The organism is Stenotrophomonas sp. Bg11-02 (genome assembly GCF_002836635.1).
Lineage (GTDB): Bacteria > Pseudomonadota > Gammaproteobacteria > Xanthomonadales > Xanthomonadaceae > Stenotrophomonas > Stenotrophomonas lacuserhaii.
The window spans coordinates 15351-41774 of the sequence record NZ_PJAY01000058.1 but is presented as its reverse complement, the minus strand read 5'-3'; the positions used below and the strand labels follow the sequence as shown (position 1 = coordinate 41774).

Here is a 26424-nt window from a genome sequence, read left to right as displayed (position 1 = left end):
CCTCTTGCGTGCCGATAGATTTCAGGCATCGAACAGGACGCGTTTGACGGCCAGCAGCCGTCACTACCAGACTCATGATCTTGATTACGACACGCCCGCGGCGGCAGTCAAGGAGCGCCGATGCAGCCTGATGAAACCGTCTCGGTCTCTTTGCGTACCTGGCATCCGGTGCCTGCTCAGGTCCAGCGGCTTCACGCTTGCCACTGGTGACATGAGGCGCGTGGCCGAGATGTCACCGGAGCTGTCGGTCGACGACTATCCCGTAGGTGGCTGCTTTGCGCATGATGCTTCGCGCAAGAAAAGCGTGCGGACTGAAGTCCGCACCTACCAAAGCACCGGCGCCGGGAGGATCGGTGACGACCAACGGTCGTCACCCCCCCCCTTCTGGCCCGTTGATACCGGGTTACAGGGCGATGCGCGCTACGCTTTCCTGTGCGCCCTTCGCTTCCTCGTCGCCATTCTTGATGCTCACGTACAGCACGTTGTTCCTGGCATCCAGTGCCAGGCTGTTCGGGTGCGTGGGCACCGACCACTCGCCGGTCTTCTGGTAGCTGTCGCTGTCATAGCCGGTCACCGTGCCCGCTTCGCGGTTGGTCACGTACAGGCGCTTGCGCGGTGCGTCCAGCAGGATGCCCAGGGTGCCGGCGTCGGCCGGGATGCTGGCCAGTTCCTTGCCGGTGGTGCGGTCCAGTACCAGCACGCGCTTGCCGGGGTGCGTGGACGCGAAGCCTTCGATGCTGCTGCCCTGGTACTTGCGGATCATCTCCGAGCCCTGGTCGGTGATGAAAAGACGCGGGCCGGCCGGGTCCAGCGCGATGTTCATCGGCTGCTCGGCAGTGACCTTGTAGCGCTGCTCCACCTTGCCGGTATCGGTACCTACCACCACCACTTCGCCCAGCAGGTTGCTGGTGTACACGCGCTTGTTGGCGGCATCCAATGCCAGGCCAGGTGCCTTTGCGTTGCCCAGGCCGGGGATGGTGTCCAGCAGCTTCAGCGACTGCGTGTCCACCACGAACAGCACGCTGCCCTGGCCAGAGTGCCCGGTGACGTACAGGCGGTGGTTGGCGCCGTCCACCACCAGCTCGCGCAGGTCGTGGGTGTAGCTGGCCTTGCCATCCTTGCCCACCTTCTTTTCCATCAGCTGCACGATGCCGAGCGCCTTGCCCTGCGCCGTGTCGACCACCGTTACCGAGGTGTCCACGGTATTGCCCACGTACAGGCGGTCATTGGCATCGTCCAGCACCACGCCGAAGCCCTTGCGCTCCAGCGGGATGGTGGCCTGCACGGCCAACGTGGCCGGGTCCAGCTTCAGCACCCGGGCCGGACCGGCGCCATCGCCGAAGCCGCCCGAAGAGGCCACGTACACCGCGTTCTGCCTGGCGCTGTAGGCCAGCTCGTACAGGCCCTGCGCCACGGCACTGCGCTGCACGGCGGCAGCGCTGCTGACGGCCGGCGTGGCCGCGTAGGCTGCGGGTGGGCCCATGCCGATGGCAATCGCCACGGCCAGGGCAGCAACGGTGCAGCGACGGGCCATGCCCGGGGTCTTGGGGGAGATCGAATTCATTGCAGCGTCCTTGTGTGAGTCAGGAAAGATCCTTGGCTCGCGCGGCCGCGTATGCAGTGCAGAAACACCGAAGCGGCCGGCCACACGACGAGTGCGTGGGCAGGCTGGCTGAGGACGACATGGTAACCCAGCTGCGTGGACTCGACCTCCCCGGCGGCGGCCGACTTTAGTCGGTCCTCGGCACATGCACGGCCCGCGGCTCCTGTGAACAGCGCACCCGTTGCAGCGGGGTAGCGCGGGAATCGCACTGCCAATCACGCGTGGACGGTGTCTTCCACGGCGCGTGGCACGCACCTGTTGCCCTTATCGATGACCAGCAGGTTTTCGTCCATCAAGCGATCTCCATAGTCCATCGGACCAACCTGAGTGGAGATTTTCCATGGCACGTGCATCAGTAAACTCCAGGGCGCTGCTGGTTCCGATCCTTCTTGCCGGATCACTCTCCTGCGCGCACGCGGCCAATGCGCCCGGGAGTGCTGTGGTGGTGTTGGGCACGCAGGCCTACCGTTGGCGATTGAGCGAGTTGGCAGGTGACGAAGCGCCGCCCGCGCGGGGCCCGGTGGAGCTCACGCTCATCGCGCCGACCATGGCCCCACGCGTCACCGACTCGAACCTGCGGGGCGCGGCTGCGGTGCAGGCAATGCTGGCCGAGGTGCCGATCACCATCGAATCCCCTGAAGGCCTATCGGCGACGGCGATGCTGGAACGCAAGCTGGTCAATGACGGCAGCAGCGCAGCAGGCTCCCTGGAGCGGCGCGATCCACGCGAGCGCTTGGAGCTGCGCCTGCAACAGCCACCGCAGTGGGGACTGGAACCCTACGCGATCGACGAACAGCTGATGGCGGCCTACGCCCGCGATTATCAGGCCCGCTACAAAAAAGCCCTGACGCGCACGCCCGGGCATGAATCGGACTGGTACATCGCCAAGTCCGCCGATGGCAGGTTGGGCACCTTCATCTCATGCGATCCCCCAAAGGCCCTGCAGCCCTCGTTCAGCGGGCGCAACGACCCCACCATCGCCGCAATGGATCCCGCGCAGCTCGCCGGCTGCATCCACTACTTCACCGATGCCAAGCGAAACCTGTTCATCCAGATGAGCTACCAGCGCACTTGGTTGAAGGACTGGAAACAGATGGAGGATGGCGTACGTGCGCAGATTGATAGCGCCCAAGTGAAATAGTTGACACCAAGCCAGGCGCCCCTGACGATCAGCAAGGTCAACCGCTGCTACGAAGGAACGTGCATGCCTGAGTCAATCGAATCTCAATGGCTGGTTCAGGCTCTGGGTGAGAGCAAGATGGATCTCTCGCGGCGCAGCATCGTGGATACGTTCAAGGCAAACCACCGATGACCACTCATGGCAGGCGGAAGGCGATCATCCATCTGTTCTTTTTCGCAATTTTCCTTGGCGGGGGGATGCTGTCCTGGATGCTTCCCTCTTCGCTGTCAGGCCTTTCGCTGATCCTCACGCTGGTCTGGTTCCCCGTCTGCCAATGGATCTCATCCAAGCGCGTCGCGGCACTGGGATGGAACGATGACCCGAATGAGCCGTCGCGCATGAGGTGTGAGCATCGGCAGCACCTGTAGTGCCGACCTTGGTCGGCACAGCTTGAAGAACCTCAATCCAGCCGGCTGAAGTCGCCGCTACAGCGTCACCCCATCCGCTGCACGGCAGCCTGCTGTTCCTGCACCTGGCTCTGTTCCTGCATGGCCAGCTGCTGCTGCGACTGGCTGATGTGCTGCACCTGCTCCTTAGATTCATGCACGGGCGTCTGCGCGGCGACCGCAGTGGGCATGCTGGCACGCAGGTGCGCCGGGTCTGACGGCTCGCCTTGGACAACGAACACGTTGGTGCCTGCGTGACCCTGCTCATTGGCTTGGCTGAGCAGTACGTGGTCCACGCGGGACAGGCCGTTTTCCTTTGCCAGGCAGAACAGGCTGCCGCACATGCGTTCGCTGGTTTCGTCAGGGGTACGGCCGTGCTGTTCATCGATTACGGCGACTTTTCCGCGGATGGATTCGAGCATTTCACGATCACCGGCAGGTAGATCCTGCTCGCTGATGAAGCGCTGCAGGAAGGTGCGCGCCGGCATCAGGTTGCGCTCCTCCTTGTTCAGTTCACTGTCCGGATATGGCGCCCGGATGCTGCGGATGTACTGCTGGTTGCTGAGCGGCTTGAGGGAGCCCTCGAAGTCGCGATCCTGCATGAAGACCAGGTTTGTGCGATGCAGGCCCGCGTGGTTCAGCGCGCCCCATGTGAAGTCGATGCAACTGTTGGACGCGCCGTTGTACTGCTTATTGAAACCATGTGCTTCGGGGTTTTCCCCGAATTCAATCAGCTTCTCGTATTGCGCTTTGCCGACCTCCATCGTGCGCGTGTAGAAAGGCTTTTCGTACTTCTGGACATCGTCCCTCTTCACTTCGCCCGGACCAGATACGACGCCATGTGCAATGGGCGCGAACCCATAGCTGGAGGTGTTGATTCCGTCAGACGTTTCGTAATAGACATGCCCGGCCGCCGAACTTTCCGCTCCGTCTATAGGTGTTCCCGGGGCCGCCACATAGATGGAAACTGTGTACCTGTTGTCCACGTGCTGTCCTCACTTTGCTCTGTATTGGTACGCCAACAGAAGCTCGGCATCTATTGAAGCAAGGTCTGGCTGCGGATTGAGCAGCTTCAACCGGAGCGCGTAACTCCCAGGCCTGGCATCACGCGCCCATGCAAAGGCCAGGGACCTACTGCTCGACGCTGCACTTGAGATCCCGGCCTGTTCAACCGCTATCTGGTCGACCGTAGTCTGTACGGCACGCGGCACCCGGCCATCTGCACCTACTTGAACAAGCTCTGATGGGCCGTGACCTCGGGATTCCCTTCGCACCAACGGGACCGCGATCGGTTTGCCAGACTCCGTGTGAGTGAGTTCCAACTCGGCTTGCAAACCTGACTCAGCAACCATGCGCGCTACTGCAGCCGCGGCAGCTTCGTCTGCACCCGTAAGGCGAAGCCCAATCATCAGGGTGCTGCTTGAGTTGGGCCCGGGCGGCGGAAGCTCGAACTCCAAGACCAACGGCTCGGCCATCGCGGTCAGTGGAAACGGCCTGACCAGCGGCACGACGCCCTCGCGGGGGGCTACAGGCCCGGTTCGGGCCGAAGTATCCGGCGCCTGTGCTGGCTGGCAAGCAACCAGCATGGCGACCGAGCAAAAGAGCATCAGTGTTGAAAGGACAAGCTTGATTGATCGCGTCGGCATTCCAGAGTACTCCGGATAAAATACATCTTCGGCGTGATGGACGGCCGGTAGTGCCGACCTTGGTCGGCACAGGCTGGGAACAGCAGTTTGCGGCAGCCGAAAACGGCGCGGCCCGCTCATCCCATCCGCTGCACGGCGGCCTGCTGTTCCTGCACCTGGCTCTGTTCCTGCATGGCCACCTGCTGCTGCGACTGGCTGATGTGCTGCGCCTGCTCCATCGATTCATGTACGGGCGTCTGCGCCGCGACTGCGGTGGGCATGCTGGCGCGCAGGTGGGCGGGGTCTGATGGATCGCCCTGGAAAACGAACACGTTGGTGCCTGCGTGACCCTGCTCGTTGGCTTGGCTGAGCAGCACGTGGTCCACGCGGGACAGGCCGTTTTCCTTTGCCAGGCAGAACAGGCTGCCGCACATGCGTTCGCTGGCTTCGTCCGGGGCGCGGCCGTGGGAGGCGTCGAGTGCCGCAACACCCCGCGATATCTGCCCGCCCAAGGCCTGGTCATTGCTGGTATACAGCCACTGCTCGAACGTCTGCTTCGGCAACGGGTTTCGCTCTTCCTTGTTGAGCGGGCTATCCGGAAACGGCGCCTCAATGCTCTGGATATGCGGAACGTTCCTCGCAGGCTGGATCACGCCTTCGAAGTTCTTGAACTCGATGCCGACCGCTTTGGCGTGGAGACCCGCGTGGTTGAGCGCGCCCCAGGTGAAATCCGTGCAACTGTTACTGAAGGCGTCGTACTTCGAATCCAAGCCGTACCTCACCGGGTCGGCCGAGTACTCGCGGATCCTGTTGAACTGTTCTTCGCTGATCTCGATAGTGCGCGCGTAGTATGGTGCGATGTATGTCGAGGTGTCGGTAGTTACGGGATCGCCAAGATACCCGCCGCCGGGCAGGCGATCCCCAGGCTGCCAACCTGCGCTGCGCACATCGGCGCCATGGGATGTCTCCAGGTACATATGTCCTGTAAGCGATGTCCCCCGAGACTCGTTCGGCTGCGCAGGATTTACCAGCGGCGTACCGGGCGCAGCTACGTAGACGGTCAGGGTGTATGCGTCATTCTTATCCATGGTCACTTCGACTTACCGTCATAGGCGATGATCAATTCGGCCGGACTGTCCTTGAGCGCCGGGCGATCCTCCAGCAACTCGATCACCACGTGATATCGGCCAGGCGCAGGCGCGCCCGCGTACGCAAAGGCGAGCTCGTCATACATGAGCCCCGCCCTCAGCAGGCCAGCCTCCCGCATCATCCCGGTGCTCACACTATGCGGCGAGACGGACGTAGTGAAGCCATCAGCGCCAAGCGCGACGCGCTTCTTCAACTCGGGCGCTATTCTCATAAGGGGCTCATCAATCCGCGACTCCCCGTCAAGCTTCTGGAGACGCACGCGTGCAGGCAGCCCCTCCCGCACGATCAGGCTCGACCGCGCAACGATCGCCTTCGGTGTCTCCTCAGCGATACGAATACCGATAACCAACGAAGAGCCTGCCATCACCCCTGGCGGCGGCAGATCAAACTCCATATCCGCAATCATACCCGGCTTGTCCAGCGCCACAGGCCGCGTCAGCGGAACCTGCGTGCGCGCGGCCGCCTGTGCGGCATCAAGCGGCGCCACGGGCGGCGGCGCAGGGGTCGGACCATTGCAGGCGGCAAGCAGTGCCAATGCGACAGCCAGCGCGGCACTTCGAAGACGTCCTGGTGTCGGACTCAGCATGATGCATCCCTGTTCTAGGCGTGTCCGCACGGACTGGCGGACGGTCTGGTTTTCCTTGCCCTGCCGAGGATAAGGGAAGCGGCTCAGCGGAAAGTGATGAGCGTCACGGGCCTTGCCTGACGGCAACCGTCGGGCGTTCGACACCAAGGCGTGGCGGCAACACAAGTCTTCATTCCAGACCCAGCTGTAGACGCTATAGTGGCCGAAGCAGGTCGTCCAACTCGGCGCACGGGCACGCTACCTGGTCAACGTAAGGAATGGAAATGCGGCGACATAGCGCAGCCCCCTTGATCTTCACAGTTGCATATGCCGCTCTGCTGAGCAGCTGCGCCCCTGGCGCCGCGCGGCCGTCCAATCTGCAGGAGTCACCCACAATGCCTGATGCTACCTCCAATACGCCAATAGTTCCGCAGACACACGCCGGCAAAGTGCTATCGGGCGTCCTGGAGCTTTTGACGCGCAAGCACTCGGTCCGGGAGTTCGACATCGGAGCCGTTTCAGACGCGATCGGCAAGACCGCCAGCACCTTCGCTGATGGACACTTCGGCTACCGCGAACCGCTCAGCCGTGACTGGTCCTACGTTCTCGATGTGCGGAGTATTGGCGGGAAAGATAGGCGATTTGACCTGAATTTCATAAACACGTCAGATGGTGAATCTGCACCGGCTACTGACTTGTGCGAGATTGACTTCGAACACGTGGCCGCCGAGCTTAAACAAGCTGGCTACCGTCAAGAAACGAATCATGGCGAACATGGCCAGGTTGTCTACGAGCAATTTCACCGCCCGGACATTGCCGTGACCATCTCAACCATCGGCGAGGCTGGAACGCCACCGGACAAGGTCAAACACCGCTGCATCCAGATACTGACAGCACAATAAGGGAGGGAGGCAATGGCTGACCTCTCACCACAATCGCGCAACGTGCTGGACCGCTTCGGCCAACAGCCGGATGTTACGCCTGACCAGGTTTTGACGCTCCGTCGCGTCATCATCGGTTCTCCAGCGCTGTCAGATCAGTTCAATGCTGCAGTTGCAGCCGGGCACGTGCAGCGCGTTTCATTGCTACCTGCTGGTACGAACGCCGGGGGAACCTACGACGGGATCGAGAAGACCATCAACCTCCCAGCACGCATTCTCTCGCCGGCCAGCGGCTCAGGATCCTACGGTGCTGCCGAACTGACCTTCGTCCTTGGGCATGAGATACAGCATGGATTCAACCATGCGGCGACATCGGCCGCTTACACGCTGTTCGATGAGGAAGTCCGGGGTGCTGCCACCGGTAACCATGATTACACCGATGCAATCGGCAACCTTATCTCTGCCAACAGAAGAGATGAGGCGTCCGCACAGCTGGCAGGCTGGAATGCACTTGTCGGGATGGCCAGTACTGAAAATCCTGACGCCAGCCTCCGGGATGTCTTCGACGCCAGCCCAAGGACACGTGATTTTCTGACGTTGGACCCTGGGACTGGCGCAGCCGTGCAGCGGCCGCAGCTCACGTTTGCCACCGACAATACGCTAAGTGCTTCGAGCGCCAACATCGAGGCCATGGGCCGAATCTACTTCGATAAGCCGCCACAGCGGTCTGCGCTCGGACATCAAGGAAACTCAGACTACGCGAACTACTACGGCGCCTACGCAGTCGGCGTCGCCAGTCGCGTCGAGGCCTCCCGTGCAGTTGAGGGCGAGCCGCCTCAGATGAAGCTTGACATGAATCGCCTGGGACTGCAGGAGAGCATCATGGAACAGAACGGAATCTGGCTGGGTCCCGACGCCCCATCGCCTCAGGCCTACTTCGACACCAGCACCACGCCGCCCTCCCTGCATTACTTCGACCACACGCATTCCACACATACGCACATCCCAATAACGGCGCAAGAGCACGAGCGGCTTCGTATCAGCAACGACAATATTACGCAGACACACCCTTCCGGGCCTCCTGCAGCTCTCAGCCGAGGTGACGAGAATCTGCATGCGCAGATAAGGCACAAGGTCGCCGAGCTCGATGCCTCCAACGGTCGAACCTTTGATGAGACCAGCGAACGGTTGTCCGCCAGCCTTCTTGTTGTTGCCAGACAGAACGGCCTGCAACAGGTAGATCATGTAGTGCTAAGTAAGCCCACGATCGAACTGCCGGCCGCCCATAACATCTTCCTCGTGCAGGGCGATCCAGCTGATCCTGCTTCACTTCGCGCATCGATGCCTACTGCGCTGGCGGCCCAGCAATCCCTGCAGCAGAGCACGGAGGCACTGGAGGCTGTGAATCGAGTGAGGGCTGACAATCTCGCCCAGGATCAATCACGCGATCAACAACAAGCCTTTGATCAGCAGCGCGTTGCGATGCCTGGACCTTGAACCTCCTCCGGTAGAAAGATCGAATCATCTACAACAGCTGGGATTGTCTTCGACGACACGGTGTCAGCCGGCCTGCTCCTCACGCCGGGCTTCAAGATGGCGCGCGCGTGTGGCCCTGCCTGAGTCAACGATCCGGATTGGTGTGCTTGCACGGTCTGTGCATAGGTCACTTCACCAACCGCGATGGAAGGCCGGTATCTGTTTCAGTGAGCCGTGCCAGAAAAAGCGCATTGATCCCAATGTGCCGCGATTTTCGTGGTTCTGCTTATGGTGGAAGACGCCAACAGCTTGATCGTCGAGGTGGCGTCTGTGACGCGTAGTACCGACCTTAGCCGGCACTGCTTGCAGAAACAAAAAGCAGCCGACTGAAGTCGGCTCTACATGCGCCGATTTCGGTAGACGAACCTCACCCCATCCGCTGCACGGCAGCCTGCTGTTCCTGCACTTGGCTCTGCTCCTGCACGGCCACCTGCTGCTGTGACTGGTTGATGTGCTGCGCCTGTTCCATCGATTCATGTACGGGCGTCTGCGCGGCGACGGCGGTGGGCATGCTGGCGCGCAGGTGGGCGGGGTCTGATGGATCACCTTGGACAACGAACACATTGGTGCCTGCGTGACCCTGCTCATTGGCCTGGCTGAGCAGTACGTGGTCCACGTGGGACAGGCCGTTTTCCTTGGCCAGGCAGAACAGGCTGCCGCACATGCGTTCGCTGGCTTCGTCCGGGGTACGGCCGTGGGAGGCGTCGAGCGAGGCCACACCGCGGTTCACCTGGTCCATCATCGCGCGGTCGTTGTCGGACAGCAGGAATTGCTTCCAATCGCGTTCCGGCATGGGGTTGCGTTCGACCTTGTTCAGATCGCTGTCCGGGAAAGGCGCCTTGATGCTTTCGATGGCGGGGATGTTGTTCAAGGGCTTCATTGCTCCCTCGTGCCGCTCGATCGGGATGGGCCCGACCTGCATGTGTAGTCCGGCGTGGTTCAATGCGCCCCAGGTGAAGTCGGTGCAGCCATTGGAGAAGGCGTCGTACTTTGGGTCGAAGCCGAAGCTGGTGGGCTCGGCGCCGAACTCACGAATCTTGTCGTACTGCTCCCGCGTCACCTCGATGGTGCGCGCATAATAGGGATCGACGTAGCTTGCCACGTCATATGGAGTCACCTTGCCCATGTAGACGTCCCCGACACGCTGGTCGGGCTGCCAGCCAATGCTCTCTGTCTCATTGCCGCGTGCAACCTGCAGATACAAATGACCGGTCAGCGACGTCTCGCGCGGCGCATCGGGCTGATTTGGATTGATCAACGGCGTGCCGGGTGCGGCAGCGTAGATTGTCACGGTGTAGCGATCAGACTGGTCCATACTCATTTCGCTCTTGCGTTGTATCCAAGAATCAATTCCACCGGACGTCCCTGCAATAGCGGGCGGGATTCCAGTAGTTCAATGCGCAGGTGATAGCGGCCGGGCGGCGGCGCGCTGGCCTGCGCAAACGAGAGGACCTTCGTCAGAACACCCTCCCTCTCCAACCCCGCCTCAGCAAGCATCGTTCCATCGAGCCCTGCGGCCCTGGCTCCAGGTGTTGTTCCATCCGCCGGGATGGAGATGCGCTCTTTGGCGTCCGGGCCGATTCGTATCAACGGTATCTCCGCAGACTCTGCGCCATCGATGCGCTGCAGATGGACCTTGGCGGGCAGACCACCGCGGACGATCAGGTCAGACAGCGCGATCATTGACCTCGCGTCCTTCTCCTCAATGCGCACCCCGATGATCAACGACGACCACGCCAACTCCCCAGGCGGCGGCAGATCAAACTCCAGATCCGCAATCACACCCGGCTTATCCAGCGCGACAGGCCGCGTCAGCGGCACCTGCGTGCGCGCAGCGGCCTGCGCGGCATCAGGAGGCGTCACTGGAGGCGGCGAAGGCGCCGAACCACTACAGCCAGCAAGCAGTGCCAATGCCACAGACAACGCCGCATTTCGAAGACGCCCTGATGTCGTGTTCAGCATGATGCATCCCTGTTCTAGGCGTGCCCGCACGGACTGGCGGACGGTCTGATTTCCTTACGTCGGGGAGCATAAGGGAAGCGGCTCAGCACCGAGTGATGAACGTCTGAACCCTTACAACTCCGGGGCCGGACCCACCACCTGCGACCTGACTCTCGGCGGCACAAGGCACACCATAAAGCCCCCAATGTTAGGATGCCTGCAGCTCCTCATCCAAGGATTGGCATGAAGTTCAACCTGTTCGAAGGCGGACGGCGCATCGCACTGCTGGTCACGGCAGTAGCCGTCATGATTGCAGTGGGAAACGTGCTGTCCAGCAAGCCTTACGTGGCCACCCACTACCGCCTCACCGGCCCCGGCGAGCCCTTCGTACGCACCACAGCGGGCTGCCCGATCAAGGACGCCGCGTCCACCTACTTCAGCACGCAGACTCCCAAAGGCCGCACTACGCATGTCCATGTCTGTCTGATTCCGGTCAACATCGTCAATGCGAACGGCAACGTGGAGGCCGTGGTGCCGTTCAAACGCGACGCGGATGGACGCGTGCATGGCGCGACCAACTTCCGCGAAGAGATCAGCGCCTACAAGAAGGCCATCCGCGCGGACTTCAAGCTGCCCGCCGCCGACGGTGCGAAGATCGACAGAATTTATGAAGAAGCTCGCATGACAGCGATGAAGCGCCAAGGCCTCAAGCTGGTGTCGTACCTGGCTGTATTCTGGGCGTTTGTATTCAGCCTGGGCTGGGTGCTGCGGGGCCTGCTGGGCATTCCGCGCGGTCAGGATTTCCACCCGGATAACGGTTGAGTAAACGACGTCCCGCCGGCACACGCGGGGCAGCTGTAGATCACGCCAACCGTATGCACGCAGATGGCCAGGAGGCTGTTCAATGACAACTATTCCACCCTCACCCTTTGACGCAGACACACGCGACTTCCCCGGTGAAGAAGCGCTGGATACCCTGCTCGCCAGCCACCGCGCTCCCGGCATCCTGCTGCAGCGCCCCTACCCTCCCAGCGCTTTCCCCAACGTGCGAAGCCGTTTGGGCGGGAAGCCACAGTTGCCGGCAACGCTGGACTGGCCATTGGGCATGCATTATGGCGAGGAAACGCCCATGCATTTCCTTGCGCAGATCGACTGCTCTGAACTGCCGCGCGTGGATGATGCAATGCCGGACAGTGGGATGCTGTTCTTCTTCGCCGTCAACGCAGAGGAGCAGATCTGGGACGACGACGAACCTGGCACCCGCGTGCGCGTGCTCTATGCCGAAGACGTGCCGGCCGATACGCCGCCCACGGATCCCCCAGCAGCGCTGCAGCCCATCCTTTCAGCCGTAGCGAGCGACCGCTCTTCGACCTTTCCCCGGCCGCAACTGGCAGGCGAGGACGGACCGCGCCTGCATACCGAATGGCCCCTCATCGCGCATCGGCTGGACACGTGGCCGGAGTGGGACATGATTCCTGAAGGCGACGCCGAACCGGACTATGACGCGTACAGTCGCAGGGTCAGCGCGCTCCGGCTCGGTGCCGCTGCTGCGGCAATCGGCCAGGTACCCGGCGCTCAGTCCGCCAAGCCGTGGGAACGCCCCGCGCCCATGCCGTGGAACTTTCCCGTGGCGTGGCTTCGCATGCAGAAGGATTTCCCGTACGCGGGGATCATGATGGAAGACATCGCCCGCACGCTGGCGTGTCGCTGCGCGCGTCTGGAGGATAGCGAGGCGCTGATGCGCGATGCCCTGCAATGGGTGCAACGCGGCAGGCAGATAGGACCGGACCAGGCTTGCCCTGCCGACGACGCGCTGGCGTTCCGCGAATGGATCGTGGGCCTGGTTGGGGAGCACGGCGAGGGGCCCGTGACGGGCGATATCATGGCGTCTGCATTCACCCGGGGCGCGCTGTCGATCGTGGCACTCGCAGGCGGATCAAGCGTCCTTGCCCAGCGGATTCCGCGAGAGCTTTACCAGGCAATGGAATCGAATCACCTGCCCTTCGAAGAGGATTCCCGCCATTGCGCCGCAGGCTATGGCTCACGAAGCCGGGCCGTGATTCACCAGATGCTGGGGCATGCAGTGCTGCTGCAGAATACCGGCGCGATGATCGAGGAGGATCCGGTGTGCCTGCTGCAGCTGGCCAACGACGACGGGATTGATCTCAAGCTGGGCGACTGCGGGCAAGCGACGTTCTGGATCCGCCGCAGCGACCTGGCGGAGAGACGATTCGATCGGGTGGAAGGCGTGGTGGAGTCGCTCTGATCTGGCAGGAATGAGCTGGATGAAGAAGGAAAAAGGCGGCGACATGGCCAAAGCTGGCAGGTTTACTGCTTCATCAGCTTCGGCATGTCACTGCGCACGCCGTCAGCGACGGCTGGCAGGAATTGCAATCTCCGCGAGCAGAACAGTGCCGTCTTCAGGTATGGGTGTCCCGTCGGAGATGAGCACACCCGCAGCGGTCAATGCATCAGCCCTCGTGACAGCGACGTAGCGCAGGTTTTCATCGTTGTCAGTGCGTCCAGCGAACGCCATTACCAGCCCTTGAGCAATTCCTCGCACGTATACGAAGTCATCGCCCGTGGCACCGAAGTCCGGCTTATAGTCGATCAAGATCTTGATGAATGGCACACGACCCAGGTCCAGCCAAAAGACGTGCTCCATGTATCCCCCACGGTCGACAATTTCATCGTGGCCCTCCATGCCCAGACCGCCAATGCGCTCGCCGCCCCTATAGAACGAGTATTGATACTCCGTTCCCTCTTCGCCATTTGAAAGCGTTGCCGGAAGCATCCGTGGACGCAGCACGGAAACATTGTTGATGGGGTCGACAGCTGAGTGTGAAAAAGGCTGAAAGTTGAACGGCATTACCACCCTCCAACTGATTCGTATGCCATCGCCTGAACCACGTCGTCAACCACCATCATTTGCGGGAACGCGACACTCTGCGAGTAGAACCCAGCCATCCGAAAGCAGGACGGCATCGGCACATATTGAAATGCCGTTGCGTGTCACGGCATCCACCGTGGTCACTACCCGATTGCGCTGTGACTCAGACTGGGTGAGCCGTCCTGGAAAAACATTTACCAGCCCCTGGGCCACAGCCTGAAGGATGCAGAACTCTTCACCAGCATCCCCGATAGCATGTTTGAAGTGACGCAGCGATTTGAAGTTACTGTCCTGCACAAACTCAATTGTATACAACCACTCCCGGCCACCAGCCTCCTCACGCAGCACCTCATGGCCGAGGATACCAAGCCCGCCAAGGCGCTCGCCGCCACGAAGGAAGGCATATTCGAACTCGATCATGGTCCGACCGTCACCCAACGTAGCGGGAAGCATGCGGGGCAGAGGAATCGAGATCCCCGTCATCGCGTCGTAAGCGGATCCTCCGCGCGACTCAAAGTTCAGCCGCATCTACCGTCCTCCAATTGAGCGCCTGTGCGGCATGCCGCGTTGTCCGAACGAACGTCTCCAGTGCCCAGAGCTATCCTTACCTGAAAAGCCAAGATACTCAGTACCTACGGAGAGTTCAGGAGGCGCGGCTCGCATCGTCCTGGATAAATAGACCTCGAAGCTGATTATAGCGTCTGGCCCCGAACCCGGAGGGCACACGTAGGCGCCCACGTCACTCTTCTGTCGCAGCGACAGAGGACTGCCGTCCGCAGAGTTCCTTGCACCGCCTAACGCCGTGAGTATGTAATCGTCGAAGCCCGAACCGCCCATGGCGCTTATTCCTCAGGCACGTGCGCTGGAATGAACACTTCCGCAAGAACCAACGTGCCATCGGCGGCTATCACCTTTTCATCAGAAATGAGGACGCCTGCGTTTGCCAGAGCTGCGGCTGTCGTCGTTGCGGTGTACTTTATGCCTTGGTCGCTATCTGTTCGGCCAGCGTAAGCGAGCACCAACCCACACGTAAATTCACACAAGAAGACGTAGTCATCGTCATCTGCGCCGATAAACAGATTTTTGAATCCGACAACCGTTTTGATCAGGTGTTCATACCCCAAATCGATTGTGTATGCCCATTCGCGATCTGCTCCTTCACCAATCATCGTCTCAGAGCCATGACAACCCAGCCCATCAAGGAACTCTCCATCCCGAATGAGAGAGTATTGATACTCGATGCCCGGCCGACCGTCTTCGAGGTCGGCAGGAAGGACGCGTGGCCGCGGTATTGATATCCGGCTGATTGGATCGTACGAAGAATTTGACAGCGCCTGAAAGGAGATCGGCATATCGGCTTCCTTTTCTGTTATTGCTAGCGAACATTTTGAGGCAAGTTCAAACTTCCTCCGTCCTCGATGACGCTTCACCCGCGAGCACTGTCATTGCCTGCATCATCCAGCAGAGGCCGCCGCAATGGTGCTGACTTAAGATAGTTAAATATCGACTCCGTTTGCTGGCTAGTCGGACGGGTCTGGTCTGCGATGCTTCTCGCGCCACCAAGCGTCGTACGCGCGAGATCATCGATAGTAAAAATGCTCACAAGCCCACCTCAACCCGCATGTTGGGGAACGAGAACTTCTGCGAGGATAACTATTCCTTCATCCAGAACTTGAGTCTCGCCAGAGATGGAAACGCCCGCTGCGGAGAGGGCGTCCAACGTCGTAGCAGCAACGTAACGAAGGGCATCAACATTGTCCGTACGGCCGGCATGAGCCAACACCAAACCTTGAGCCAGCTTGCAAAGGAACTCGAAATCATCAGCGTCCGCTTCAAAAATGGCCTTGAACTCGAGCATGGCCCTTAGAAGCTTCTCTCCAGCAAGATGGAACGTAAAGACCCACTCCCGCCGCCCGTCCTTCTCGACAACCATGTTGGACCCCAAGAAGCCCAGGCCGTCGAGCCGCTTACCATCTCTTAGGAAGGCGTATTGATACTCGGTGCCTTCTTTCCCGGCCCCCAGGGTTGCCGGGAGTATCCGCGGACGATTGATTGAGATGCCACTCACGAGATCGAATGAAGAATGGGATCGAACCTGAAAATCAGGGGTCATGTCGGACTTCCATTCTCTGCCTTAAGCAAAATGCGAAGGGATGCGCACTTCCGCTAGTACGATCTCATCTACCTCGCATGCATCAGGGACCAAGCGATCACTCAGCCCATTGCTGATAAGTGTTCCACGGCTTGTGAGCGCGACGTACCTGAGGTCCACTGAATTCGTGGTCTGGCCGGCGAAAGACTTCACAAGTCCACGCGCGATGCTCTGTAGGAAATCGAAATCCGGCTCGAAGCTTCCGAAGATTGACTTCATCCGAAGGATGTCGCGCAACACCCATGACGGCGCAAGATTCAAGGTGTACGTCCACACCGGACGCGCGGACGTGCGGTCTACCTCTTGATGGCCGAACAGTCCAAGCGCGCCGACCCGCTCTCCCTGTCGAACAAATGTATATTGATATTCGATGGATTCAGCGCTGTCCACCTGCTCGCAAGGAAGGATCCTGGGCTGCAAGATTGAGATTCCAGTTCCCTCATCGAATGCGGAGCGTTCTCTGGGAACGAAATCAACCCGCATGACTGCTCCCTGGCAGGTGCGCACGAATGGAAACTTCAGCGAGCACTATCTCGCCTCCTCGTGAGGCGGAAATTTCCGCCGGAAAGACAACTGCGGAATTCGCCAGCGCAGCCATCGTGGTGCTAGCGACGTAACGCAGGTTTTCCCTTTTGTAAGCCTCCCCTACGTTAGCGAGAACCAGTCCGTTGGAGAACTGTTGGAGAAATATGAAATCGTCATCCAAGTTGGCAATACGCTTCTTGAGTGCCAGCAAATCCTGGACCAACCAATCATGTCCAAGGTCGAAGAAGAAGACGTGTTCACGCCAACCATCGGACTCGAAGACTCTGTCAGTCCCGAGAAAACCAAGCGTTCCTATCCGTTTGCCGTTCTGATAGAAGGCATAGTGATACTCCGTCCCCTGGGTACCGTCAGCAAGCTCAGCTGGCAGAATCCGCGATACCAAGGCAGTTATTCCGCTGACACGGTTATACGAGGAGCTGGAGCGCGCTTGAAAATCTAAGGGCATGCTTCCTCCTTGAATAGCGTTGAACGCGTTGAGCCATGCCACTCAGAGCGGCACCCCAACTTTCCCCACCTCAGCGCAGCCTGTAAAGCACCGCCGCGCCCGGGCGCGCTTCGAACGCCGGCACGGTCTGCTGGGTCAATGCATTACCCCTGGCATCCCATACCAGCGTCTCGACCGGGTAGTCGTCCTTACGCGTCATCTCACCGATCTTGCTGACGATCACTGTCGCTGCGTCAGCGGCTTCCGGGTTCCAGGCGAACACGCCCACGCGGCCATAGAACACGGCCGGGGCGGAGGCATCCAGGCGGCGGTCCGGGCACATCACCAGGCCGCGGTCGATCATCACGCGCAGTGCGCCAACCGGCACCTTGTTCACTGTCGGCGTGGTGCGCTCGGCGCTGTGGCCGGGGCAGACGTTGGCGGCGCGGGTGACCATGTTTGCGGCGACCTCGCGATCAGCCTGGGCGAAGGCCAGGGCGGGGCTGAGGCAGAGGGCGAGCAGGGCAACAGGGGACGTCCGGGTCATCGCAGGTTCCTTGGGTGGCTATGGGGCGAACTTATCAACGGCCGGGGGATGAGTTGCAAAAATAATGTGAGGCCGCGTGTCGCGAAGGGCCGCCGCCACGTTCGCAATAGGCCGTTGCGGTGAGCCCCGGGTGCCCATGGGCCGGGAACACGCTTGCGTTGCCTGAGAAGAACCATGCCCTGTCACTTTTGCAGATTCGCCCATGTACGCAATGGCCTATGGCTGATGGTATGGACGCGCTGGCGACGAAGAGCGTCAGCCGGGATTGCCATCCTGTAGCTACTCGAACCGTTTGCTCTGTTTTGCCCTTTGGGCACGGCGGAGAATGCACTGCATCGTGTGCCGGCTTTATGGCGGGCGATGTGGGGGATCCCTGATCCGCCGGTTTTTTGGTTCTGTAGCCCGGTATGGCAACCCGCATCGCCCGCCACCTAGCGCCCTAGCGCAGGTGGCCTCAAGCCTTGTGAGGTACGCCGATGGATCCACACTACCCCCTCAGCGCAAAGCGTCTGTATGCCTTGATGGGCGACCGGATGATCGACTTCCCGCCGCATTTCATCGAGCACCTGGAGCGCAGACTCGAGGAGTTCGAGACGTCACGCACCAACGCGCACCGCGTGATGCACCTGCGCGTGGTGCGGGACACCGAATCTGATGTGCCGCTGACCGCCTGCGGCTGCGCTGAGGAGCCTCAGCGGAAGGCTGATGTAGCCGTGGCCATCCGCACGCTGCAGGCACTCGCCTCCATCTTTGAAGTGCTGCACTCGGTGCATATGAAGCAGCAGGACGGTCAGCAGGATAACGGGCTTGGCCGCTTCCTGATCGAAGAGCTGATCGTCTCCGGAAGAGAGCTGGTCAGCACCCCGGCAGATGCCATGTGGGGCCAGCCATGAACGGGCGGGACAACAGATTCGCCAACGCGCGCGTCACCAACCTGCGTGCAGCGGAGATGGCCGAGTACCTGGATGGCCGTCTGCATATGATCAACTACGATGAATCGACTTTCGCGCGATCGCTCCTGCTGGCGTCCGAGCTGTATGGAATGAGTCACGTCGCGTACGAGTGCGGACTGAGCAGCGACGCCATGCGCCGGCAGCTGAGCGGTACCCGCCCGCTCTACTTCGACAGTGTGTTGGGCGCCATGCGGGCGCTGGGTATCCGGTTGCGGATAGAGGTGGTTTGAGTGGCTGCTACAGCGACCACGCAGCCGGCGTGTCTGGCTGCGTTTTGATGCAACGCTGGTGCTCTGTTCTACCAGCGGACAGTGGGTCGCCCCCTTCGTTACCTCGGCCCTCGTGACGTTCAAACTACGTTGATGAGATCATCCGGGCAGTCCACTCCGCCAGAAATCCATGCCGACGTACTTCCAACCCCGTTGCCTGCGCGAGCCCGCTGATGATCGAAGTATCCGCATTCTTCTGATGAGGGTCCAGGCTCCGCTGCCGGACGGAAGTGATCCTGCCCAGTACGAATTTCTTCTTTACCGCGGAGAGGACGAGTTCGGCTGCATGGGATTGAGCGGCGGCTCAAACTGGCTTGTGCGGGAGAACGACAAGCGCGAGTGGGTCTATACGATCGACATGTCTCATCCGGCGAGGCTGAAGCGCATACTCACCTTCAAGAAGGATCTCCGTAGCGACGAAGACGATCTCTCGTTCCTGCGCAGGTTCTCGCTGGCCGTGCTGCACGCGGTCACCGAAAGGTCCCGCAGCGATGAAGACACGCGAGAGATCATCTTTACCTCTCAGGCAGCGCTCACCGAGATCGGCATATCGCCTGCCGATCAAGCCCTATTGCCCGGCGGTGACGCGCCGATACTGGCAGATCTGCTGATCCCCGGAAGCACCGACTGACCTCGGCCAGACACCGCTGGGCCGCGATCAGAATGACGCAGCACCATTGTCCGCAGCCTTCCGCGGACTGGTCCCCGTTGGATGGACACGGGACATCGACGCTGCAGTCACGTACCCAGCAGAAGGGTTGCATGGCTTCTCCAGGTGGCGGTCTGCTTCCGACCGTGTTGGTGAGTCAGATATCAGTCACATCCACGAAGGAGATGCCACTCACTCCTGCGTCCAACGAGATACCAGCAGCTTGGACAGCACTTCGGAAGGTTCTGTCGCAGAACGCGGAAGGGTTGAACGGCGTCAAGAACACATGCGCGCCGGCCAGGATGTCGCGCTTGAACACGAGCCTCGCCCCGCCTCCCAAGGAGTAGAACTTGCCCCGGACGTAGTCATCATCGACCTTGATCCTGAGGTGGGAAGCCTCTTCGTCGAGCGCGTCCACCTCCCGCACGACATCGCACAAAAAACGACGCGGTCCGGCTGATCCGTCGGCCAGACGGACTTCGCATTCAACGAAAGCGAACGCTTCAGAATCTATTGCTGACATCGCCCGCTGGAGCCGCTCAGACACCAGCCAGTAACCACTGAAGCCGCCTTCCATGTCTCGAGGCACAGGCCCTTCAGACGGATCGAATACCACACGCGGCACTTCGCTGAGTGGCGAAAATCCCCCCGCATCTGGCCGTAGGATCAGTCGTGGGGCTGTCTGAAGTTGCTCGATGTTCTCAAGGAGCGCACCGCGAAAGCGTCTGTTGCTTTCTGATTCTGGCCCGAACATGAAGAACACGCCTTCAGCAAACGGGTGCGTGCCTTTTCGCTTCATGCGGTCGGTCTCCTCTACTGGCGTATGGACCTTGCTACAGCCTGGACTCTGCGACTTCAAATATCTGCCGCATCGGTAAACCATACGCCACATGTTTCCTTTTCTGTCCCCATGCCTGCGTCCATGATGGCATCGCGCAGATGGCGATCACAGAAGACGAGGCGACCCGAGTACGGGGTCCTGAACACATGTGCCGCGCCCACGGCATCTCTCCGAAATATCAGACTGCTGCCGCCGGTCAGGTCATAAAACTTGCCAGCAGGGAACTTGTCGCTCAGTTCTATAGTCAGCTTCGAAGACGCTTCATCCAGCGCATCAAGCTCGCGGATGACGTCACACAAGTAGTAGGGCGGCCCCTTCTTACCGTCACTGAGGCGATAGTCAGCCGCAACGAACGCGAAGCCATCTGGATCTACCTGCGAGAGGACCCGCTGGAGTCTTTCCGAAACCATCCAGTAGCCGCTGATCCCACCCTCAAGGTCTTGCGGCGGGTCACCCTGTTCTGGCGAGTGCACGAGTCGCGGTGCTTCGCTCAATGTCGGGAAGCCGCCGCTGGCCGGGCGTAGGATCATTCGCGGTAGTGTCCGCAGCGTCTTGACGTTCTCGAAGACTACTCCGTGACCGCGACCACCACGGGTCGTGTCAGGTTGCAACAGGAAGAATTGCCCGCGTTGCGGCTGAGCCTGGTTCATTGTCTATTCTCCATCAGTGAGCCGAGACACGTACCAGTCGCCCTCAAAGGCCGGGTTGCGGACCGGCGTCTTACCGTACGCGTCCTCATACTTTCTGGCGTAGGCGGCCATCTTTGATTCGTCGATGGCGTACGGGATGAGTCCCATCACCTCAGCACCCGCCCTGCGCAGATCGAGGCGATCCCGGGGATCCTGTTCTTCTACGGAGCCGTCTTCGGTGATGGAATCGTTGGAGGAATATCGTTCCAGCATGCGCTCAATGGGCGCCCGATCAACGTAGTTGATGAGCACCGAAATCTCCTCCCGGAAAGCATTGGTCCGCGGATTCACCCGGGCACCTGGAGCCGTCGGCTTCATGTCCGGCCACTCGATCACCAGCGACACGCCCTCGCCCGGCCAAGGTGCAATCTGGCTGTCGAGGTAGTTGGCCGGAATACGGAAGGTGTTCGGGCCCAGCTTCACGTCCACGGGAGCATCAGTGTAGGTGTGGCCGTTGATGGTGCGACCGGTCTGGGGGGCGTCCGACATGGCGGGATTCTTACTGTTTTCGGTGGACGGCGGCCGGGCACAGGCGCCCGCGCTCAGTGCGACGGCGAGTGCACATGCCAGCAGGCGGCAGTAAGACATCAGGTGCATTCTTGTGCGGATCCATTGCGGGGATTGTGGGTGGAGACAGGCAACCGCGCTCAGCTCGTTCGCATATTTGCCGCATCCCGTGTCACCAGTTCTTGCTGATATCCATCGTGCGTTTATAGAGGGGCTTCTGGGACTGCTCTGCATCGGAGTCTTGGGTCTTGCCGGGCCCGGCGATGATGCCGTGCTCTACGGGCGCAAAGCCGAAGCTCTTGCGGTCTGTTTCGCGTGTTATGTCGTAGTAGACATGGCCAGCAGCTGAGGTTCCGCCATCCAGCAGAGGTGTACCCGGAGCTGCCACGTAAACGGAGAGGGTGTACCTGCCGTCCATAGGCGCTCCTACTTCGACCTGTGCCTGTAGGCCACCAGCAGCTCTGAATTCACGTCCGAAAAGTCAGCAGATGCCTCGCCGATGCGTACGCTGATTCTGTATCTGCCTGGCGCAAGGTCCTGTGCCGATGCAAAGGAAAGGTATCTCGAGTGCCCAGCGGTACTGGCACGACCCACTTGCTCGATCGAAATATCGTCCACATCATCTCGCCGCACACCACGCACATGGCCTTCGGGTCCTACGGGGACAAGCGTGGCAGGGGCGTTTCCGCTTGAAATGACGCGAACCAGCGGTACGTCCACCGGCGCTGTGTTATCGATTCGTACGAGACTCACATCCGCCTCCAGCCCCGCCGCGATGACTTTTTCGGCGACCTCAGCCGACTGGATGGCGCTCTCTGCATTCACGCGAAGACCGAGAAACAACGTGCCAGTTGCGCTTGGCCCCGGCGGGCGCAGTTCGAAATCGACGACAAGCGGCGCCTCCATTTCTACGAGCTGGAGGGGACGGACCAGAGGAGCCACGTGTCCTTCCGGGGCAGGCGACATGGCCTTTGTATCGGCGAGAATATCAAGCCTCTTGGTATCCTGAGCCGCCCCAGTGCATGCCGTCAGAGCCAGGCATATAGAGAGCGTCGCCCTTCTCCACTTCCCCGCCAGTAGCGGCCTTTGGCGGGCGCCCCGCAAAGGCACATCGGTGTATCCGTTTAGCAAGGTCACCATCATCTCCTTGGCTGAGTCGTGCACTACCGGCCTTGACCCAATGTATCAAGTGAGCAATCGATCAGCGCACGGAGGCGGATGGAGAGTATCCCGGAAAGCCCGTTGCTTTATCCCATGATGCTCTTGAAACAAAGGACCATTGCGCCGCGTGCGACCTCTCCTTGTCTCGGAGCGCGCGCTCAGTAATCAGCTGCGTCTTCAAACCAAAGTCCCGCAGAATCGTCTTCACGAGCAATTCCAGCGGCCTCCACGGCAGAGCGCATCACACTGTCGCAGATCACGTAATTACCGGAATAAGGTGTGCGAAACACATGCGCGTCTCCGACGACGTCGGTGCGGAACACCAGACTGATTCCGCCTGCGAAGTTGTAATATTTTCCACCCACGAAGTCATCGCTCACTTCGATCAGGAACTTCGATTTTTGCTCATCCAACGCATCCAAAACGCGCACAACATCGCACAGGATGAATCGCGGCCCTGGGCTACCGTCTTGAAGTCTGTAGTCACATTCAGCGAAGGCGAACGCACTGGCATCTACTTGCTCGAACGCGTCCTTCAGTCGTTCTGAAACCAACCAATAGCCGCTGAGTCCACCTTCAAGATCCTGAGGCGGATCGCCCACGGCCGGGTCGTGGTAGAGCTTCGGCTTCTCTCTCAGCTCAGGGAATCCACCCGTGACAGGCCTTAGGACACGCCTTGGAGAACTGAGCAACCGGTCCAGGTTTTCGAAGACAACCCCATGCCCCTTGCCAGGGCGCCGCATGTCTGGGGCAAGAATGAAATACTCACCTTTCCGTGCACGTTGAAGTGTCGTCATGCCCTGATCATAGAGCCGATTTTCGCTCATGGGACACCTCTCCAGCGCCGCGCGAGCGCCCGTAACTGCAGCCCCCTCCCTGCAAAGGAGTGGCAGTGTCCAGCAATCGCCCACGCCATCCTTCGTCTTGGGCAGTTCTCGGGGCGCCGCGCAGCACCCGCCCTACCCGCTCCATGGCCAATCATTATCGCGAGGATCGGCGTGCTGATCGACTAAGTGGACGGAGTTCCAATCACAGGGCTGCTGGAGATGGCCTCGTACCGCCAAGACTATCTGAAGGAGTTCCGTAGCAAGCATCTGGACCGGCGGTGACGCCCCGATATTGGCTGAGCTGGTGATCAGGTGAGCCCCTGCAGGGTGATCCTTCGAGGCCTCAGCAACGCGCCATTTACGACGTGGCTGGCTATCGTCAACTGGACGTGCATCGGTCTCACTCCCTATAGGCCACGACCAGATCTCCATTGATCAACGCCACTTTTACCGTATCACGCAGCCGCCTTATGGCATTCACGGTCCGAACAGTAGAACCCAGGTCGCCTGCAAGCGCTCCCTGCCCGTCTGGCGAAGCCTCCAAAGCAGACAATTGCTGGAGCATGCCCTCCGTGTAAGGACCAATCGGTTCCTTTGTATAGCGTGAGCAACCTAGTTTGTCTGCAAAGGCCCGGTCGATGGGCAGGTAGAGCACATTTTCTTGGTCGTCGATGTCAAATTCGCCCGCCGCATGCAGGTGGCGAAGCAGCGGACTCCCAGCAACGATGGTCGGACCGATGATCAGCTGAGAATCGAACAGTGCGTAAGTTTCATCTTTGTCATTCATGGATGTCCTTTCCTGTGGCCAGACCTAACGAGTCTTGCTTGTTTTAACCCAGTTCTTTTCCAATAGGCAACCAGGTCACTTGCCGATTCGGTGCAGCGTCGGATCAAGCTCCACTCCGCACAAGCGGCCATGGACCATCTGCCGGTTCCTCACGCGTCTGCACTAGCCCAATGGATACCGAGGAGTCTGTTGGGTGCCGCGTCCAAGCCCAGTCTGCGAGTCTGTACTCCACGATTGAGTGAGACCGTTGTTTAATTGGGGATGTCGCGGAGGCTTTGCGGGAGCTCCTTGGTCGGGCGCTTGGCGTAGAAGCGTGACCGCTTACCGGAATGTTGACGGACCTGCTCTTATAGTTGGGCCGATCAAATGCACGGGAATGGCTTCATGTGCGTCATGCCACCGAGCCGATGCCTCGCCTTGGCAATGACCGCGGCCCTCAGCGCTACGGCCTGCGCCAAGGCCCCCACCACTGGGAAGGGTGAAAACGAAGCTGCCATATCAGAGAACACTGCCGAAAGCCGCACCTTGGATGGTTACACGTATACAACCAAGCCCGTGGAGGCACGCATTGGACCGCACCGGTTCGCGTTCCCCGCGAATTATTACGATGACCAGATCGGCCCTGCCATCGGCGGTGGCGTTGGACTTACCCTCATGTGGCCAAGCCTGCAGGCGGCACCACCGGGCACGCGCCCTACCCGCTCCATGGCGGATCACTACCGCGCTATCAGCGTTTCGATCGACTACGTGCGCAAGGTTCCGATATCTGGGCTGCTGCAGCGCATGGCCAGTAACGAGGCGACGACTGAAGACGGCGCGATCGAGCGGACAGACCCCGACGGCGGCTGGATCTACGGACTCCCGGTACTCCGCAGTTCGGCCTCATCCCATACGCTATTGATGAGACGAAAATGGACGCCTACGCCCAGGCATATTCGAAGCAACGTGGTGAGGCGCCAGCGCGAAATCCGCGGACGGAAAAGGAGTGGTATGTCGCCCGCTCCGGGGATGAGGAGCTGACCACGTTCATCCGGTGCGACCAACCGCTGAACGGTCTGAACGGCCTGGTTATTAAAGGTGAACTGCTGGTTCCCGACGATGCGCCAGAGGTCGCCAGCTGCACGCACAACGTGGTCGATGCCCCTGACAGACTCTCGATGACGATCCGCTATCCGCGCGTGCTGCTCAAGGATTGGAAGGCCATTGAGGATGCTGTGCGGGTGGTCTTGGTTAGATACATAGTTCGCTGATTCAGTCAGTCCATAATGCGGTTGGCGACGATAACGATAACGAAGACAAACATTTCTGAAGTTGCCAAGCGCTGACGTGAGCTGCCCCTCGAGCGTGAGGTGCGAAGCGTGACCGCTTACCGAATCGTTGACGGAGCGGGCTCTACAATCCGGCCGATGAGCCACAAAGGATTGGTCCTATGAGTGTCCTGTCACCCAGTCGGTGCATTGCCCTGGCATTGGCCGCGGCCCTCAATACGGCGTGCGCCCAGGGACCGTCGTCTGACAAGGCTGAAAAGGAAGCTGCCATGACCGAAAATTCCGCTGAGAGCCGTACCGTTGACGGATACACCTACACGACACATCCCGTAGAGACGCGCATTGGCCCGCACCGATTCGCGTTTCCTGCGAACTACTACGATGACCAGATCGGCCCCGCGGTTGGGGGCGGCGTCGGACTGACCTTCCTGTGGCCATCAATGGAGGCCGCGCAGCCGGGATCGCGCACTGATCGCTCTATGGAGGATCAGTATCGCAGCGTCGTCGTATCGATCGATCGATCATGTCGATAAGACTCCCATCGGAGAGTTGCTTGAGCGGTTGACGACCACGGACCCCACGACCGCTGAGGGCTCCCTTTCGCAACGGGATCCGCTGCGTCGATTGGATCAACGAGTGGCAGGTGAGCCGACCATGGGCCTTACACCGTACCTGATTGATGAAGCAAAGATCCCGACCTTCGCCGCGGCCTTCGAGCAGGAGACGGGGATGCCTTACAAAGGCGATTCGCTGAACTCCGACGACTGGTACATCTCACAAACGGCAGGCGGCCCCGTTGAGACGTTCATCAAATGCGACAGCAGAAAGCGCATTGACGATGGACTCACTATTGAGGGTAATCGGTTGGTCTCGCAGCAGACCGGCAGAGTCGCCGCGTGCACTCATTATTTCGTGGATGTGCCGGACAGCCTTGCCGTCCGGATGAACTACAGCAGGGCCGTGCTGGCTGATTGGAAGCGAATGGAGAGCGACGTGCGCGCCGTGTTGGCACGCTACAAGGTGAGTTGACGCGGCGTGGATGCCGATG

Annotated in this window: 31 protein-coding genes and 1 pseudogene; 12 read left to right on the top strand and 20 right to left on the bottom strand. The window is 60.3% G+C overall.

The genetic code is table 11. From position 1 onward, the window contains the following. Positions 1-403: 403 nt before the first annotated feature. On the bottom strand, positions 404-1564 hold the full coding sequence (locus CXG43_RS09815; RefSeq protein ID WP_232767713.1) for a YncE family protein: 1161 nt from the start codon (positions 1562-1564) through the stop codon (positions 404-406). Between the two features lie 379 nt (positions 1565-1943). On the opposite strand from CXG43_RS09815, the gene CXG43_RS09810 reads away from it, so the two are divergent. Then, the gene (locus tag CXG43_RS09810; protein WP_157825164.1) at positions 1944-2744 is read left to right on the top strand and encodes a hypothetical protein; all 801 of its coding nucleotides are present in this window, start codon (positions 1944-1946) and stop codon (positions 2742-2744) included. 167 nt (positions 2745-2911) lie between these two features. Continuing rightward, positions 2912-3151, top strand: coding sequence for a hypothetical protein (locus tag CXG43_RS09805; RefSeq protein WP_101099802.1), 240 nt, complete (start codon positions 2912-2914; stop codon positions 3149-3151). A 65-nt stretch (positions 3152-3216) separates the two neighbouring features. Here CXG43_RS09805 and CXG43_RS09800 read toward each other — a convergent pair whose 3' ends face one another. From CXG43_RS09800 to CXG43_RS09785, 3 genes are all read right to left on the bottom strand, one after another. Next, positions 3217-4155, bottom strand: a complete 939-nt coding sequence (locus tag CXG43_RS09800) for an XVIPCD domain-containing protein (protein ID WP_101099801.1) — start codon at positions 4153-4155, stop codon at positions 3217-3219. Between the two features lie 776 nt (positions 4156-4931). Further along, positions 4932-5882: an XVIPCD domain-containing protein gene (locus CXG43_RS09790; RefSeq protein WP_157825163.1), complete on the bottom strand. Its 951-nt coding sequence runs from the start codon at positions 5880-5882 to the stop codon at positions 4932-4934. 2 nt (positions 5883-5884) lie between these two features. Further along, entirely contained in the window at positions 5885-6478 is a 594-nt protein-coding gene (locus tag CXG43_RS09785; protein ID WP_157825162.1) for a hypothetical protein, read from the bottom strand. A gap of 425 nt (positions 6479-6903) precedes the next feature. Between CXG43_RS09785 and CXG43_RS09780 the strand changes: the two genes are divergently transcribed. Both CXG43_RS09780 and CXG43_RS09775 read left to right on the top strand, forming a co-directional pair. Beyond that, on the top strand, positions 6904-7410 hold the full coding sequence (locus CXG43_RS09780) for a hypothetical protein (protein ID WP_101115970.1): 507 nt from the start codon (positions 6904-6906) through the stop codon (positions 7408-7410). A gap of 12 nt (positions 7411-7422) precedes the next feature. Further along, on the top strand, positions 7423-8886 hold the full coding sequence (locus tag CXG43_RS09775; RefSeq protein WP_101099796.1) for an XVIPCD domain-containing protein: 1464 nt from the start codon (positions 7423-7425) through the stop codon (positions 8884-8886). A gap of 406 nt (positions 8887-9292) precedes the next feature. On the opposite strand, the gene CXG43_RS09770 is transcribed toward CXG43_RS09775, so the two are convergent. Beyond that, positions 9293-10240 (bottom strand): XVIPCD domain-containing protein, encoded by a 948-nt coding sequence (locus CXG43_RS09770; RefSeq protein ID WP_101099795.1) that lies wholly within the window; start codon positions 10238-10240, stop codon positions 9293-9295. 2 nt (positions 10241-10242) lie between these two features. Further along, positions 10243-10887 carry a hypothetical protein gene (locus CXG43_RS09765; RefSeq protein WP_157825161.1) on the bottom strand — a complete coding sequence of 215 codons (645 nt, stop codon included), beginning with the start codon at positions 10885-10887 and terminating at the stop codon, positions 10243-10245. A gap of 222 nt (positions 10888-11109) precedes the next feature. Here CXG43_RS09765 and CXG43_RS09760 point away from each other — a divergent pair, with 222 nt between their 5' ends. Together CXG43_RS09760 and CXG43_RS09755 are read left to right on the top strand one after the other, a co-directional pair. Then, a complete protein-coding gene (locus tag CXG43_RS09760; RefSeq protein ID WP_101099793.1) occupies positions 11110-11688 on the top strand; it encodes a hypothetical protein in 579 nt (192 codons plus the stop codon). Between the two features lie 82 nt (positions 11689-11770). After that, positions 11771-13132 carry a DUF1963 domain-containing protein gene (locus tag CXG43_RS09755; protein ID WP_101099792.1) on the top strand — a complete coding sequence of 454 codons (1362 nt, stop codon included), beginning with the start codon at positions 11771-11773 and terminating at the stop codon, positions 13130-13132. A 102-nt stretch (positions 13133-13234) separates the two neighbouring features. Here CXG43_RS09755 and CXG43_RS09750 read toward each other — a convergent pair whose 3' ends face one another. The 7 genes from CXG43_RS09750 to CXG43_RS09720 all read right to left on the bottom strand — a co-directional run bounded on the left by CXG43_RS09750 (position 13235) and on the right by CXG43_RS09720 (position 17425). Then, positions 13235-13735, bottom strand: a complete 501-nt coding sequence (locus tag CXG43_RS09750; protein ID WP_157825160.1) for a hypothetical protein — start codon at positions 13733-13735, stop codon at positions 13235-13237. A 45-nt stretch (positions 13736-13780) separates the two neighbouring features. Continuing rightward, the gene (locus CXG43_RS09745; protein WP_157825159.1) at positions 13781-14176 is read right to left on the bottom strand and encodes a hypothetical protein; all 396 of its coding nucleotides are present in this window, start codon (positions 14174-14176) and stop codon (positions 13781-13783) included. Positions 14177-14598: 422 nt separating this feature from the next. Next, a complete protein-coding gene (locus tag CXG43_RS19135; protein WP_101115966.1) occupies positions 14599-15108 on the bottom strand; it encodes a hypothetical protein in 510 nt (169 codons plus the stop codon). A 260-nt stretch (positions 15109-15368) separates the two neighbouring features. Next, positions 15369-15869: a hypothetical protein gene (locus CXG43_RS09735; protein ID WP_101115964.1), complete on the bottom strand. Its 501-nt coding sequence runs from the start codon at positions 15867-15869 to the stop codon at positions 15369-15371. 21 nt (positions 15870-15890) lie between these two features. After that, entirely contained in the window at positions 15891-16391 is a 501-nt protein-coding gene (locus tag CXG43_RS09730) for a hypothetical protein (RefSeq protein ID WP_101099787.1), read from the bottom strand. Further along, complete coding sequence (locus CXG43_RS09725) at positions 16381-16899, bottom strand: hypothetical protein (protein ID WP_101099786.1); 519 nt, start codon at positions 16897-16899, stop codon at positions 16381-16383. Before CXG43_RS09725 ends, CXG43_RS09730 begins: the two co-directional genes overlap by 11 nt. Positions 16900-16969: 70 nt before the next feature. After that, on the bottom strand, positions 16970-17425 hold the full coding sequence (locus CXG43_RS09720) for a hypothetical protein (RefSeq protein WP_101099785.1): 456 nt from the start codon (positions 17423-17425) through the stop codon (positions 16970-16972). A gap of 476 nt (positions 17426-17901) precedes the next feature. Between CXG43_RS09720 and CXG43_RS09715 the strand changes: the two genes are divergently transcribed. The 3 genes from CXG43_RS09715 to CXG43_RS09705 all read left to right on the top strand — a co-directional run bounded on the left by CXG43_RS09715 (position 17902) and on the right by CXG43_RS09705 (position 19278). Next, entirely contained in the window at positions 17902-18318 is a 417-nt protein-coding gene (locus CXG43_RS09715; RefSeq protein ID WP_157825158.1) for a hypothetical protein, read from the top strand. After that, a complete protein-coding gene (locus CXG43_RS09710) occupies positions 18315-18608 on the top strand; it encodes a hypothetical protein (RefSeq protein WP_101099783.1) in 294 nt (97 codons plus the stop codon). The genes CXG43_RS09715 and CXG43_RS09710 overlap by 4 nt, the downstream gene beginning before the upstream one ends. Positions 18609-18777: 169 nt before the next feature. After that, positions 18778-19278 (top strand): hypothetical protein, encoded by a 501-nt coding sequence (locus tag CXG43_RS09705; protein ID WP_101099782.1) that lies wholly within the window; start codon positions 18778-18780, stop codon positions 19276-19278. A 175-nt stretch (positions 19279-19453) separates the two neighbouring features. Here CXG43_RS09705 and CXG43_RS09700 read toward each other — a convergent pair whose 3' ends face one another. The 7 genes and pseudogenes from CXG43_RS09700 to CXG43_RS09670 form a co-directional block, all read right to left on the bottom strand. Further along, positions 19454-20050, bottom strand: coding sequence for a DUF1629 domain-containing protein (locus CXG43_RS09700; RefSeq protein ID WP_101099819.1), 597 nt, complete (start codon positions 20048-20050; stop codon positions 19454-19456). Between the two features lie 101 nt (positions 20051-20151). After that, positions 20152-20787, bottom strand: coding sequence for a DUF1629 domain-containing protein (locus CXG43_RS09695; protein ID WP_101099781.1), 636 nt, complete (start codon positions 20785-20787; stop codon positions 20152-20154). 9 nt (positions 20788-20796) lie between these two features. Beyond that, a pseudogene (locus CXG43_RS09690) lies at positions 20797-21423 on the bottom strand (hypothetical protein); the annotation flags it as partial. An 82-nt stretch (positions 21424-21505) separates the two neighbouring features. Then, entirely contained in the window at positions 21506-21751 is a 246-nt protein-coding gene (locus CXG43_RS09685; protein ID WP_101099780.1) for a hypothetical protein, read from the bottom strand. An 8-nt stretch (positions 21752-21759) separates the two neighbouring features. Next, the gene (locus CXG43_RS09680; RefSeq protein ID WP_157825157.1) at positions 21760-22275 is read right to left on the bottom strand and encodes a hypothetical protein; all 516 of its coding nucleotides are present in this window, start codon (positions 22273-22275) and stop codon (positions 21760-21762) included. Between the two features lie 377 nt (positions 22276-22652). Further along, entirely contained in the window at positions 22653-23321 is a 669-nt protein-coding gene (locus CXG43_RS09675) for a DUF1629 domain-containing protein (RefSeq protein ID WP_232767712.1), read from the bottom strand. A gap of 400 nt (positions 23322-23721) precedes the next feature. Beyond that, positions 23722-24108: a hypothetical protein gene (locus tag CXG43_RS09670; protein ID WP_101099777.1), complete on the bottom strand. Its 387-nt coding sequence runs from the start codon at positions 24106-24108 to the stop codon at positions 23722-23724. Between the two features lie 911 nt (positions 24109-25019). Between CXG43_RS09670 and CXG43_RS19435 the strand changes: the two genes are divergently transcribed. The 3 genes from CXG43_RS19435 (at position 25020) to CXG43_RS09660 (ending at position 26405) form a co-directional block, all read left to right on the top strand. Next, complete coding sequence (locus CXG43_RS19435) at positions 25020-25358, top strand: hypothetical protein (RefSeq protein ID WP_232767711.1); 339 nt, start codon at positions 25020-25022, stop codon at positions 25356-25358. 287 nt (positions 25359-25645) lie between these two features. Continuing rightward, positions 25646-25909, top strand: a complete 264-nt coding sequence (locus tag CXG43_RS19130; protein WP_157825156.1) for a hypothetical protein — start codon at positions 25646-25648, stop codon at positions 25907-25909. A 121-nt stretch (positions 25910-26030) separates the two neighbouring features. Further along, complete coding sequence (locus CXG43_RS09660; protein ID WP_101099776.1) at positions 26031-26405, top strand: hypothetical protein; 375 nt, start codon at positions 26031-26033, stop codon at positions 26403-26405. Positions 26406-26424: the final 19 nt, after the last annotated feature.